Genomic DNA, 12,565 nt, shown 5'->3' on the forward strand with positions numbered 1-12,565 from the left:
GGTGACGAACGCGAACGCGATTGAAAAGTAAGCGCCCACTAGCCGGCTGCGGGCGACCGGGCGAGCGGTCGAAGCAAGGGCATAGCTAACCGGCCGTCTGACGGACGCTGTCACATGGCAACTGTTCTCGTCACCGGTGTCGGCGGTGCGAGCGGTACCGGCGCTGTCAGGGCGCTGTGCGAGACCACGACACACGATATCGTCGGGGTGGACATGGACGCCGATGCGGCCGGGCTGTATCTCGCCGACGCCGGGCAGGCGATACCGCCCGCCGACGCCGAGGAGTGGGGGCCCAGGCTCCGGGCTGTCGTCGACGACTACGGCGTGGACGTCGTCGTTCCGACCGTCGACGAGGAGCTGTCCGAACTCGACGCGCTCCCCGACGACGTGCCCGTCGTCGCCCCGCGGCCGGGCGTCATCGAGACCGCGCTCGACAAGTACGCGACCCATCGAACGCTCGCCGCCGCCGGCCACGACCTGCCCCGGACGTGGCTCGCGAGTGAGGCGGCCGCGGTCCCCGAGGACGCCTACCCGCTCATCCGGAAGCCCAGGCGGGGCCGCGGGAGCCGCGGTGTCGAGCGGGTCGAGACGCCCGCCGACCTGGAGCGGTCGCTGCGAGAGAGTGAGCGGCCGGCGGAGCAGGTGTTGTTTCAGGAGTGCATCGAGGGGACGGAGTTCACCACGAGCGTCGTCTCGACGGCCGACGACCGGCTGTTGAGCGTCGTGCCCAAGGAGGCGATTGAGAAGCAGGGGTCGACGGTGAAAGGCGTCACCCGGGACCAGGCGGCCGTCCGCGAGGCCTGTCGCGACATCGCCGCGACGCTCTCGCCGGCGGGGCCGATGAACGTCCAGCAGATAGTCGCCGACGACGGGACGCCCTACACTATCGAGATAAACCCCCGCTTCTCGTCGACGGCGTGTCTCACCGTCGAGGCGGGCGTCAACGAGCTTGACCTCCTGATCCGTGACGCCCTCGGCGAGCCGGTTTCTGCCCCCGAGGGGTACGAGTCGGGGGTGTACTTCCTGCGGTACGACACCCACGTCTTCGTCGACCGCGACCAGTATCGCTCGCGGGCCGGCGAGTCCTGACCTCGTCGGGGTGGGACAGTCTGCCACTCGATTCTGCCACCGTTCGGTTCGCAGTAGCTTCCGGTATCGAACTCCCGCCTCCCGACAGTAACCTCGATTTCCGTTCGGGAGTGTCTTTCCCCGTTCGGGAGTATACTGTGGTTTCCGTCCGCATATATAGGATATTTAGATTATACTATAGTGGGTCTGGGGGGTCTCTGCGTACATACGAGCATGTCTCTCACGGAAAAACCGCGTCAGGGGTTGCGACTCGCCCGACACGCCGCCGGGACCGCGGCCCGCCATCTCCGGTACGTGACGGCGTACGGGCGGCTGGCGCCGGGGCCCTACGACGTCATCCACGTCGATCCGGCGGCTATCGAATACTGCGCGCTCCCGTCGCTGCGGGCGCAGTTCGACCTCTCGTCGTACGGGTCACACGTCGTCGGCGGCGAGTGGGACCGCTGTGAGATATACGACGATATCTGGTACACGCGCGAGTTCGCGGAGCCGGTCCGGGGCCGGTTCGAAGACCACGCGCTGTACCGCGCGATGGCGGCCCACTTCCGCGAGGGCGTCCCCTGGCGCGACACTGCCTGGTACCAGTGGATTCGGGACAACCCGGGCGTCGTCGGGCAGTACCCCGACGAGGAGCGGATGCGGGAGCGCCTGGACCAGGTCGACACGCTGTACGAACACATCCGCACGAAGGGGTACCGGACCCAGCGCGAACTCCGCGAGTCAGAGGGCGACGTCCCGCTGTACAGCCGGCCGCTGCCGGTGCCGGAACACTACGAGGTCGACGTCACCATCGGCCGCTCGGGGGATCTGCTGTTCAACTTCAACGGCCGCCACCGACTGGCTATCGCGAAGCTCCTCTCGCTGGATTCGATTCCTGTCCGCGTGTTCGCCCGCCACGAGCAGTGGCAGGAGAAGCGACGACGCGCCCGCCGCCGGTCGGACGGGTCCGACATCGCCGGGCATCCGGACACCCCCGGCCGGCGGTCGCTTACTTGATTCCCCGAACGACCATACCGAAGATCCGCCCGATACCCCACTCGAACTGCCGTTCGAGCAACAGCGACAGGGCGGCGTAGATGACCGCGCCTGCCGGGATGAGGACGGCGAGTTCGACAAGCGCCGACCACTCCGTCATCGACCGGACGTACCAGAGGCTCCCGAACATGGTGGCGGCTGCGACCAGCGGGTAGAGGAACTCGCGGTAGAACCTCCCGGACGTCGTCTCCAGCATCTTCGCAGTGATGTGGACATCGAGCGGGAGCATCGGGCACAGGTAAATGCCGGTGACCGCCAGCGCGACCCCTTCGATGCCCCACAGCGTCGCAGCCGGCCAGATAGTAAGCGCGAGACAGGCGATGCGAACCAGCCCGAGCTTGACCTGCAAGTCCGGGCGGCCCTGTGATTTCCACAGCTCGCCGAAGTTGCGCGTGACGGCGTGGAACAGGCCGAAAAAGGCCAGTATCTGCATCGCGGTCACCATCGGGAGCCACTGCTCGCCCAGCACGACCGGGACGAAACTCGGCGCGACCAGCGCGATACCAAAGGCCATCGGGAACGCGAAGAAGGCGGTCAGCCGGGTCGTCTGTATCACCGCCTGTCTGACCTCGCCGAGGTCACGCTGGAGCGCCGAGTACGCCGGGAACGTCACCTGCGAGAGCACGCCCGAGAGCTGCGTCGCCGGCATGTCGGCCATCCGGTAGGCGTACTGGTAGAAGCCAAGTGCCGTCGCCGAGAGGAACCAGCCGACGAAGGCGTCGTCGCCCTCGCTCGAGATAAACCCCAGTATCGAACTGCCGGTCATCCACTTCCCGAACTGGATGAGCTCCTTTGCCGCCCCGAGCTTCGGGAACGGCCGCGGTCGGAAGTCGTCGAGGAAGTAAGAGACGGTCGTTCTGGTCGCCGGCTTCGCCAGCGACGCGAACACCAGTGCCCACACCGTCGGCGAGTACAGCGCGTAGCCGACGCCGACCACGAGCTGGGTGAGCCCGCCGCTTGCCTTGTACAGGAAGCTCTTGTGGAAGGCGAGGTCCTTCTCGAAGTAGACGACGGCGGGATTCCGGAGCCCGTGAATCAGCGGTACCAGTCCGAGCGTGCGGATGAGCGGCGCCGCGTCTGGCTCCCCGAACATGGACGCGGCAAACGGTGCCGCGGCAAAGAGGAAGCCAAACAGCAACAGTCCCCGTCCGAACTCCAGACACCAGGTGGTGTTGAGATAGCTGTCGACGTTTGACTCTTTTTTCTGGATGAGCGCCGCGTCGAGCCCGAACCGGGAGAACTTCCGCGTCCCCGAGAGCATCAACAGGCTGATGCCCATCAGCCCGAACTGCGCCGGCGACAGCAGCCGGGCGAGGACGACAAGCATTATCAGCTGTGACGAGCGCATCGCGACCTTCGTGATGCCGACCCATATCCCGCTTTTGACCGTCCGTTGCAGCACCGACCCGGACGGGACGATCCACTCGAGCAGTCGGTCGAGCCGGCCGCTCATCCTACCACCGGCCCGTACTGGCGGCTGTCCGTTCGAGCAGCTATCCGCCACCTCGGGGCGGCAAAGCCCTTCGAAATGCTACAGCCAGCAGTATCGAGACACCCCACCTCGGTTGCGTACTCCATCGGTTACCCGATGCGGAACTCGTCCCCTTGTTATGTAGCTTCTACACGCTCGCGGGCTACTTCGTCTCGCTGGCCACCCCGTCTTTCCCGAGTACGGCGGCGAGCGACGACGCCATGGGTGCCGCCAGAGCTCGCGACAGCCTGGCGGCCACGCTGTCGGGACGGCAGACACGAGTCACGCAAAAATTAACGCCGCCAAGTGTTGGGTCGGCCGTAGTCGGGGCATAATTATACGCTGTGCGGTCGCGGACACAGGCAATGGTCACGCGACGGCAGCTCATCGCCACAGCCACAGGAATCGGTTCTGTCGGGCTTTTGGGGTATCTCTTTTCTCGCGACGACGGCCGTGAAGACACACCGTTGCCCGACGACAGCGACGGCCCCGCTATGCCGACACAGACCGAGGGACGGGAGGCGTTCGCCGACCGCGAGGACGTGGTCGACGTCCGCGATTTCGGGGCCGTCGGCGACGGGGAGACCGACGACTCGGCGGCGATAACAGCGGCGGTTCGGGCCGCTGAGTCGGGACAGACTGTCTTCCTGCCGGCGACGGCCGACTCGTATCTCCTGTCGTTCGACGGGACCGGCAAGGAGACGGGGATACGCCTCGGGACGGAGTCGGACCTCAGCGGGATTACCGTCCTCGGTGAGCGGGCCGAAGCCGGCGCTCAGACGCTCCAGGTCGACCCGGGGTCGTACGACGCCGACACGTCGAACTGGGCGCTGAAACTGGAGGCCACGCGGGCCTTCGAGGGGCTTCGCTTTCGCAACCTCACTATCGACGGCGGGCGCCCGCCCGGCGACGGCGCCGCCGCGCTCGACGGCGAGGAGTCCGTCACCGGCGTGCTCCTGCGGCGCGGCGACGCCGGGGGCGGCCACGACATCGCCTTCGAGAACTGCGTCGTCCGAAACTGCTCGGCCACGGCGCTGCGGTTCGAGGAGAGCGGCGTCACCTGCCGCAACGTCACGGCTCGCCGGGCCGGTCGCCACGGGTTCAACCCCGTCGCCGGCGACACCGCGGTCGACCCGGGCTTCGTCGGCGAGTCCATCAGCGCGGTCGACAACGGCGGGACGGGTATCGACCACCGCCGCGGGACGGCTCGCCTGGAGAACGTCTACACCGAGAACAACCGCTCGGGGAACAAGTGGAAACACCACGTCAGGCGCCTCGAAGTCCGCAACCACCACTCGGTCCGGGACCGCAACCGCGGCTGGCGCTCGAACCACACGGGCACCGACGACGTCCCCGACACCCAGCACGTCGTCTTGCGGAACGTCCTCGTCGAGCAGCCACAGATAAGCGGGATCCGCGTCTCCGGTGACAACACGGAGATCGCCTGTGACTTCGACAACGTCGAGGTCAGACAGACGGAGGTACACAACTCCCGGGCCGGCGTCGTGTTCTCCCGCAACGCTCACACCGGCGAAAAGAGGGAAGGCCGCATCGTCGTCGTCGGGACCGACAACGGCGGCGGGATCTACGTCGGCAGCGATGCCGTCATGAACGTCGGGACGTTCGACCACTTCCAGAACGACGAGGGGCCGTTCATCGCCGAGTCAGGCGTGCTCAACTTCGACAAGATAGAGAACGTAGACCCCGGTCGCAACATCTTCGGGACGCCCGGGGCGTCGTCGGTCGGCGCGTTCAGCCGGTCGCTGAGCTGACCGTTCCTACCCGGTCTGGATAGTGCCGTCGACAGTCTGAATGACGGCGCTGAGCCCGGGCTCTGCCGTCGAGAGGTCGGGCATCGGAGCGCTCTCCCCGCCGACGCCGACCGAGAGGTAGCCCCAGTCGTCGGCGAACTCGCTGTAGGAGCCGACGCCGACCCAGCCCGAGGTGAGCGAGCCGTCGGTGACATCGGCGCCCCAGTCGCTTGGCTCGTCGGCGTCCGCGGGCCAGACGCGGGCCCGCAGCCGGTCGCCCGTCGCGCGGAACCGGGCGAAGTACCACTGGTCGTCCGACGGCTCGCCCCACTCGACGATCTGGTCGGAGCTCCCGCCGTCGTACTTCCAGACCCCGAAGCGACTGTTCCGGACGTTGAAGAGGTAGCCGCTCTCGTCGCCCGAACTCCCCGAACCGCGGAGGAAGAGTCGACCGCCGGCCGTCGGGCTCTGTGAGAGGTCGCTCACGCGGAACAGCCCAAGCACCTCGGCGTCCGCCGCCGTTCCGACTTGGTCGTACGACAGCGCGTGGCGGTCGCTGGTGTCCGAATCGAAGCGCAACACGGCGCTCCCGGCGGGCGACTGCTCGGCGACAGCCGCCCAGTCGTCCTCGCTGGAGGCGTGTTCCGGCGTCCAGTCACCCGGGACTGCCCCCGTCTCGTAGGTCGAGAAGTTCGTCCGGTAGGTGGCCGGTTTCGCGGTCAGGTCCGTCTCCTCTTCCTCGACTGGCTCCGAAGACGAGCTGAACGCGCCCACGTCGTTCGGGCCGGGCACGTCGAGTTCTTCCGACTCCTCGTTGTACTGGCTCCCGATGTCGACATCGCCGTCGACGGCGCCGTCGGGGTTGTTGTAGTGGTAGTACTCGGCGATGGCGCTTGACTCCGGCGAGTCGTCACGAACGCCGGGGCCGTATCGCCCGTTCTGTGACCGGACGATGTCGGCGTCGACGGACGCCGAGTCGGTGACGTAGATGGGCGCCCGGTTCTGGGGGCCATAGCCCGTCCCGTCGGTGAGTATCTCCGTGACGGTGTAGTTCGCCGAGTTCGAGAGGCGAAAGCCGTGCAGCGCCGCGTCGATGACCTGCACGTTGTCGAGCGTGACGTCGGTGCCGGCGTTGTCGCGCATCGTCTCCCTGAAGCCGCTGTTCTCGCGGGCGTTCCGGAGGTTGGCGTTCCGGAGGACGACGCTGTCCGCGTCACCGCCCGTGTCTCCCATCTTCGTCCCGCTGCGGTTGCTGTCACAGTAGAGGTCCTCGACGACGTGGTTCCCGTTGTGGAAGTCGATGCCGGTGCCGTCGTTGTCGACGGACTTCAGCGAGCGGGCGTCGAAGTCCGGGTCCTCGTCGGCGCCGGAGAGGTCGAACCCGTGCTGGCCGTTGTCACGCGAGGTGATGCGGCGCAGCGTCACCGTGCCGACGCCGCTGAAGCTCATCCCCGTGCCGGCGCAGTTCTCGGCGACGACGTCCTCGATGCGGATGTCGTGGCCGCCCCCGCCCGGATAGAGGTTGAAGCCGCTGGTGGACTGGTCCCCGTTGTCCTCGCGACTCCCGTCGAGCGTGAGCCGCTTGACAGTGATGCCCGAGAGGGTCCCGCTGTCGGCCTCCGCGCCGAGGACCCACTGGTTTTTCCCGTCGGTCACGTCGTCCATCTTGAGGCGCGACCCCGGCCCCTCGCCGGTGATGGTCACGTCGTCCGCGACGCCGGTGAAATCGACCGCCGCGCGGTTCCCCGAGCTGACGAGGTAGTGGTCTGCTGTCGCCGGTATCAGGACGGTGTCGCCCGTCCCCGCGTCGGCGATGGCGTCGTTTATCGCGGCCGTGTCGTCGGTCTCCCCGTCGCCTGCCGCGCCGTAGTCCTGAACGTTGAGTGTCGCCATCAGTTACTCCGGATGTTGGCCCACACTTTCGGAACCCCCGCGATGGACGCTCCGGACTGGTTGGTGACGGTGACGGTGACCGGTCCGCTCTCCGCGACCCACGGCGCCGAGTCGGCCTCCGCGGCCGTCTTGAAGCTGTTCCCTTCGAGTTCGACGAGCAGCGTGTCGCCCTCGTAGACGCGCAACACCGCGTCGGCGACCGACTCGTCGTTGGGGACTCCCTTTACCGGGAAGGCGAGTCGAGTTACTTCGAGTGCCTCGCCCTCGCCGAAGAGGAAGTCGTTGACGGGCTCGTCGGACAGTCCGTCGGCGTAGTTGACGTAGTGGCCGATGTCGCCGCCGACCGCCCGCGTGGCGTAGCCGACGAGCGTCCAGGCCGAGCCGTCGCCGCTGTATATCGCGCCCGAGTCGGTCGCGAAGAACTTCGCGCCGGCGACCGGCTCGTACTGGTCGATGTTCGACGCCTCGTCGCGGTGCTCGACGTCGCGGTCGAGCTGTTCGAAGTTCTCGTTCAGCGGGACGTGCCAGTCTAGCGTGCCTTCGTTCGGGGTCGTGTATCTATTAGTCATGAATACTCCTATGTCGCGATGCCGCCGTAGCCGTAGTCGCCATAGCCCTGTTCGCCGTAGTCGTCTTCGGTGGCCGTCCCCGTCGGGGTCGCGGTGTCGGTCACGACGGGCGTCGCCGTCTCGGTCCGTTCGGGGGTCGACGTCGTAGTCTCGGTTTCCGTCGGGGTCGCGGTGTCGGTCACGACGGGTGTCGCCGTCTCGGTTTCCGTCGGCGTCGTCGTCCCGTCGCTGACGGACAGCGTGTAGCCGCCGTCGCTGTTCTGCGTGTCGACGATCTGGAGGAAGTACGTCCCGCTCGTCTCGACCGTCTGGGCCATCGAGACTTGGTCGTCGGTCGAGACGTATCTGAGGTTGCTGAACTCCCCGTCGGGATTGTACAGTATCACGGCGGTGACGCCGGTCGCGGCCTCGCGCGAGAACTCGACAGCGATGTCGCTACCGGCCGACAGGTCGGCGACGTACCAGTCGCTGTCGTTGACAGAAAGCGTCCCGGTGACCGTCGCTCCGGGGGAAATGGCGTCGGCACTCCCCTGGCGGTCGTTGGGTTCCGACTCCGAGACGGTCATCGACGATGTCTGCTGTAGCGTCTGTCCCCCGCCGTAGCCAAAGGCCGACACCGGCTGAACGGTCCCCCCGCCGTCGAGGCCGGTACACCCGGCTATCCCGGCGGTCGTCAGACCCGCAGCCGCCAGATACGTCCGCCGGTCCATCAGTAGCCCATCCTCGCTCGAACTCCCTCCCGAATCACGGGTTAGGAGTTGATTACCTCGCTCAAGCAGTCCGGTAAGCCCCGTCTTCTTCCGTTCGCTGTTGTCGTCCATTCGCAAACCCACGGTTAGTACAGTCCTAATTAACTATTATTACCAGCTGCCGGCCCTGTACGGGCCTTTCACTGCCAGAAGTCCATGAGTCAACGTCAGATACTCACCTGTTACACGCAGTTGCTTACCAAAACGGCAAACTGTGTTGACAGGTTCCCCCGAGTCCAGCTACTGCGCAGGTCCGGGTGCGTAGTTACCAGATACCGGCCCACAACGCCTGTGGCCGGAGTAGGGCGGTACTACCGACAGTCAGTCGGCCGCTCGGGGGGTGAGGTCGCCAGTCTCGACCATGCTTTCGAGGGGGTTGTCGTCGATGTCCAGCGGGAGATCGATGCGGGCACGGCGGCGCGCCGACTCCCAGCTCGCGAAGATGAGCTCGGTCGATCGCAGCGCGGTCCGCCCGCCGATCTCGGGGGGCCGGCCCGCGTCCAGGGCCCCGACGACCTCGGCGATGGCCCGCTCGGTGTAGGTCGCGCTGGGTCCGTCGTCAGGGGAGAGGAAGGGGAGCCGTTCGACGAGTCGGTTCCGTACGCGACCGAGTCGGCTCGGCGACGTGCTGTGGATGCCCTCCCGGTTCGTGTCGACCCGCTTCCACCCGTTGCCTCGGCGGACCCGAAGCGGCGGGCCGTCGGCCGCCCCGAGTTCGATGCAGCCGTCGCTCCCGCGCAGGCGGAGATAACAGCCGACGTAGTCGCTCCCCTGCCCGGTCATCGCCAGCCCGCGGGTCCCGTCCTCGTAGGTCCAGGTCGCCAGCCCGTGGTTCTCGTTGTGGGCGCCAAACCAGACGTTCTCCTCCCGGTAGTCGACCTGGCCCATGACCCACTCGACCGGTTCGTCGTCGGTCAGGTACGAACAGATGTCGAAGACGTGCGTGCCGGTGTCATAGAGGTGTTCCTCGCCGAACTCCACTCGCTCCAGGTCGCCGATGGCGCCATCGTCGAGCAGCCGCTTGGCCTCGCGGGCGGGGCCGCCAAAGCGCTTCTGGTGGTTGAACGTGAGCTGTACCCCCTCGGACTCGCAGACCTCGACCATCTCCCGGCAGTCGCCCCAGGTCTTGGCCATTGGTTTCTCGCAGTGGATGGCGTCGGGGACGCCCGTCTCGGCACAGCTGATGACGATGTCCGCGTGCAGACCCGGCGGCACGCAGACGCTGACCACGTCTGGCTGTGTCTCCGCGAGCATCCGTTCGTACTGTTCGTAGACGTGTTCGATGCCGTACTCGTCGGCGAAGCGCTCGGCGTTCGCGCGGACGATGTCCGCACACGCCGTCAGCCGGCAGTTCCCGAGCGCCTCGTAGCCGGCCGCGTGCCGGTAAGCCATGGCAAACCCGTCCTGGTCCGGGTCGTCCGGGTCCGCCCCCGTGCCGATAAATCCGATGTCGTATCCCATCTTCCGATAGACAGACACCGGTTCCGGGTTTCAGTATGTGCTTACTACGGGCCGTATACGCCCGAATCGGTCACCACGATGGCGGCTGACGGCGTTCCGTCTTGTCCCGGCCGAGTGTCGGACGGTCACCGGTTCACGCCCACCCACTGTCCGCCGTCTGCCGAACCGCTACGCGCCTGTGGCGCCAGTTGGTCGTCTGCCACGAGTTACGGGCCTCTTACTCCCATCAACACAGCATAACTAATTGGCAGACGTAGCACACTCCGGTCACTATATAGCGCTATGGTCCTCTCAAAACTCAGCGACAAGCCACAGCGACACAGCCAGCCCCGCTTTCCGTCCGTACCGAGGGGTAACTGATGGCGTCGAGCTACTTCGACTTCTTCGGCGAGTTCACCCTCGAAGTCAGGGGCGACGGCGGCCGCTCTACGTCCCAGTTCCGGGAGATGTACGCGACGTTCCGGACCGACCGCTGTCCCGACCCCGACATGGTCGTCGAGCGGACCACGGAAGCCCCGGACCCGGACGTGGTCCTGGGTGACCCGACGGACCACTACGGGTGGACCGGTGACCAGTTCGTCGTCCGAAAGGGGTCCGATTTCATGCTCGTCGACCCGGGGTGGGACCACCTCTACGTGAGCCCCCACTGGGAGCCGTTCTACGCGATGTACCCAGTCGAGTTCGCGATACGGAGTCGCATGGTCGAACAGGACAGGGCGCTCGTCCACGCGTCCGGCGTCGAACTCGACGGACACACCACCCTGTTTCCCGCCTGGCGAGGCGCCGGGAAGACCAACACGCTCCTGTCCCTGCTCCGGGCCGGCGGGAACTACCTTGCCGACGACCGCCTCTGGGTCGGGGCCGACGGGGAGGCGCTCGGGTTCCCGCTTGCCGTCAACCTCCAGCCCCACAACGTCGACTCGTTCCCGGAGATAGAACTGGGGGACGATGGCCCGCGAGACCGGATGCGGGCGGCGGTTAGCCGCTACATCACCGAGGAGCTCGCCACCGGCTCGTCGGTTTTCGACAGAGGGCTCCGGTTCCTCGACGCGAAGTTCCTCGAAGACAGCGGCCGGAGCTTCGTCCACCTCGACGCGCTGTTCCGGGACACGGCGCAGCGAGCGCGGGCCGGCGTCGACGCCGTCGTCGTTCTCCGCGCCGCTCCAACGGCTGACAGCGTCACCGTCGAACCGATGGCCGCTGACAGGGCGCTGTCGGCGCTCCGGGCGGTCAACTACTACGAGTGGAACCACCGCCTCGAAGAGTCCTTCGCCGCCTACGACTCGCTCGTTCCGGGCGGGTCAGCCCTCGACCGGTTCCACCGCGTCGTCGACCGCGAGGAGCGGATTCTGACCGACCTGCTCCGGTCGACCGACACCTACGTCGCGACGATTCCACGCGAGAGCGACTGGGGCGAGCGTGGGATCGACACCGGGCTCGTCGAGCAGATACGGGCACTCCGACACGACCGCCCCCTGCAAGGGGCGAGCTAGCGGCCCCACCTCGCTGCGCTGTGGTGCGGCGACGCGGTCGGGTCGCCAGCTGGCACCCAACTCGCGTTCAGGTCGTGGCTAACCAAACGCCGGGGCCCCGGTGGGACTCCCATGGCGGACATCGCGGTCATCATCCCGACGCTCGACGCCGACAGGACCTTCGGGTGGGAGTCGAAGCTGCGGGCCTCGCCGGTCGAGGCCGAGCTTATCGTGCGCGACGACGGCAGCGCCTCGGCGGCCCGCAACGCGGGGATTCGCGAGGCCACTGCGGACAAACTGGTCTTCCTCGACGACGACTCCGTCCCGAAGGGGGACTACTTCGAGCGCGTCGCGGCGCTGCTCGACGAGCACGAGGCGGTGACGGGCCGGATTCGCGACACGGGCGCGTGGTACATCCGGCCAGTCTCGTCGAGCGCCTACGACCAGGGCGAGGACGGCCACCACACGGACACCGTGGTCGGCTGTAACATGGCGGTCCGTCGCGAGGTCATCGAGGACATCGGCGGCTTCGACGAGCGGCTCCCCTACGGTCACGAGGAGACGGAGCTGATCGACCGCCTCTGTGAGAGCTACGCCGTCTGGTACAGCCCCGACCTGGTCGTCGACCACCCCTTCGCCGACTCGCTTAGCGGCTATCTGGAGAAGCAGTACCGCCACGGGCGCGAGGCCATCCCCTACTACGCGATTCGCGGGGAGAGCGTCCCGCGCCGGATGGCGCGGTTCGCGCTCGTCCCGAGCCACTACACCGGCCCGACGCCCGCGGCGACGGCCCTCCGGACGGTCGGCCAGGCCGTGGCCGTGGTCGGGATGGTGCGGGGCTACGCTAGCCACCTGTTCGGGGCCAGCGGGGAGGGCCCGTTCGACGGGAACGCCGACGGCGGGGTCTGAACGCCCGCCGCCCCGCCAGTGGCCGACGAGCGACCGTGTGTGGACCAGACGGATGCGAGACACCCCAACGAACGCGGCTCTTTTGCACTGTTCACCGCCCGGTAGTGGTCGTTTGTGTGCCACCTGACCCGGGACGGGTCCCGCTCGCGGAGCGGTCACGAGCGCG

Annotated in this window: 10 protein-coding genes; 5 read left to right on the plus strand and 5 right to left on the minus strand. The window is 67.1% G+C overall.

The genetic code is table 11. The features are described from left to right. The first annotated feature begins 114 nt into the window (after positions 1-114). Both VJ162_RS01360 and VJ162_RS01365 read left to right on the plus strand, forming a co-directional pair. Positions 115-1,089, plus strand: a complete 975-nt coding sequence (locus VJ162_RS01360; protein WP_324661892.1) for an ATP-grasp domain-containing protein — start codon at positions 115-117, stop codon at positions 1,087-1,089. Between the two features lie 213 nt (positions 1,090-1,302). Further along, on the plus strand, positions 1,303-2,085 hold the full coding sequence (locus tag VJ162_RS01365; protein WP_324661894.1) for a hypothetical protein: 783 nt from the start codon (positions 1,303-1,305) through the stop codon (positions 2,083-2,085). Here the strand turns inward: VJ162_RS01365 and VJ162_RS01370 are convergent. Further along, a complete protein-coding gene (locus VJ162_RS01370; protein ID WP_324661896.1) occupies positions 2,078-3,577 on the minus strand; it encodes a lipopolysaccharide biosynthesis protein in 1,500 nt (499 codons plus the stop codon). The two genes, VJ162_RS01365 and VJ162_RS01370, sit on opposite strands and share 8 nt — an antisense overlap. A gap of 383 nt (positions 3,578-3,960) precedes the next feature. On the opposite strand from VJ162_RS01370, the gene VJ162_RS01375 reads away from it, so the two are divergent. After that, positions 3,961-5,367 carry a glycosyl hydrolase family 28-related protein gene (locus VJ162_RS01375; RefSeq protein WP_324661897.1) on the plus strand — a complete coding sequence of 469 codons (1,407 nt, stop codon included), beginning with the start codon at positions 3,961-3,963 and terminating at the stop codon, positions 5,365-5,367. A gap of 6 nt (positions 5,368-5,373) precedes the next feature. Here the strand turns inward: VJ162_RS01375 and VJ162_RS01380 are convergent, their stop codons facing one another. From VJ162_RS01380 to VJ162_RS01395, 4 genes are all read right to left on the minus strand, one after another. Then, positions 5,374-7,239, minus strand: a complete 1,866-nt coding sequence (locus VJ162_RS01380) for a glycosyl hydrolase family 28-related protein (RefSeq protein ID WP_324661899.1) — start codon at positions 7,237-7,239, stop codon at positions 5,374-5,376. After that, on the minus strand, positions 7,239-7,808 hold the full coding sequence (locus VJ162_RS01385) for a hypothetical protein (protein ID WP_324661901.1): 570 nt from the start codon (positions 7,806-7,808) through the stop codon (positions 7,239-7,241). The genes VJ162_RS01380 and VJ162_RS01385 overlap by 1 nt, the downstream gene beginning before the upstream one ends. Before the next feature lie 8 nt (positions 7,809-7,816). Next, on the minus strand, positions 7,817-8,629 hold the full coding sequence (locus tag VJ162_RS01390; RefSeq protein WP_324661903.1) for a hypothetical protein: 813 nt from the start codon (positions 8,627-8,629) through the stop codon (positions 7,817-7,819). 249 nt (positions 8,630-8,878) lie between these two features. Next, entirely contained in the window at positions 8,879-10,018 is a 1,140-nt protein-coding gene (locus VJ162_RS01395) for a Gfo/Idh/MocA family protein (RefSeq protein ID WP_324661904.1), read from the minus strand. A 359-nt stretch (positions 10,019-10,377) separates the two neighbouring features. Here VJ162_RS01395 and VJ162_RS01400 point away from each other — a divergent pair, with 359 nt between their 5' ends. After that, complete coding sequence (locus VJ162_RS01400; RefSeq protein WP_324661906.1) at positions 10,378-11,511, plus strand: hypothetical protein; 1,134 nt, start codon at positions 10,378-10,380, stop codon at positions 11,509-11,511. A gap of 111 nt (positions 11,512-11,622) precedes the next feature. Next, positions 11,623-12,399 carry a glycosyltransferase family 2 protein gene (locus VJ162_RS01405; protein ID WP_324661908.1) on the plus strand — a complete coding sequence of 259 codons (777 nt, stop codon included), beginning with the start codon at positions 11,623-11,625 and terminating at the stop codon, positions 12,397-12,399. Positions 12,400-12,565 lie beyond the last annotated feature (166 nt).

It is taken from the genome of Haloarcula sediminis (assembly GCF_035656455.1).
Taxonomy (GTDB): Archaea; Halobacteriota; Halobacteria; order Halobacteriales; family Haloarculaceae; genus Haloarcula; species Haloarcula sediminis.

Coding starts and splice junctions, on each gene's coding strand:
- VJ162_RS01360 (WP_324661892.1), top strand. CDS start 115: ATGGCAACTGTTCTCGTCACCGGTGTCGGCGGTGCGAGCGGTACCGGC.
- VJ162_RS01365 (WP_324661894.1), top strand. CDS start 1,303: ATGTCTCTCACGGAAAAACCGCGTCAGGGGTTGCGACTCGCCCGACAC.
- VJ162_RS01370 (WP_324661896.1), bottom strand. CDS start 3,577: ATGAGCGGCCGGCTCGACCGACTGCTCGAGTGGATCGTCCCGTCCGGG.
- VJ162_RS01375 (WP_324661897.1), top strand. CDS start 3,961: ATGGTCACGCGACGGCAGCTCATCGCCACAGCCACAGGAATCGGTTCT.
- VJ162_RS01380 (WP_324661899.1), bottom strand. CDS start 7,239: ATGGCGACACTCAACGTTCAGGACTACGGCGCGGCAGGCGACGGGGAG.
- VJ162_RS01385 (WP_324661901.1), bottom strand. CDS start 7,808: ATGACTAATAGATACACGACCCCGAACGAAGGCACGCTAGACTGGCAC.
- VJ162_RS01390 (WP_324661903.1), bottom strand. CDS start 8,629: ATGGACGACAACAGCGAACGGAAGAAGACGGGGCTTACCGGACTGCTT.
- VJ162_RS01395 (WP_324661904.1), bottom strand. CDS start 10,018: ATGGGATACGACATCGGATTTATCGGCACGGGGGCGGACCCGGACGAC.
- VJ162_RS01400 (WP_324661906.1), top strand. CDS start 10,378: ATGGCGTCGAGCTACTTCGACTTCTTCGGCGAGTTCACCCTCGAAGTC.
- VJ162_RS01405 (WP_324661908.1), top strand. CDS start 11,623: ATGGCGGACATCGCGGTCATCATCCCGACGCTCGACGCCGACAGGACC.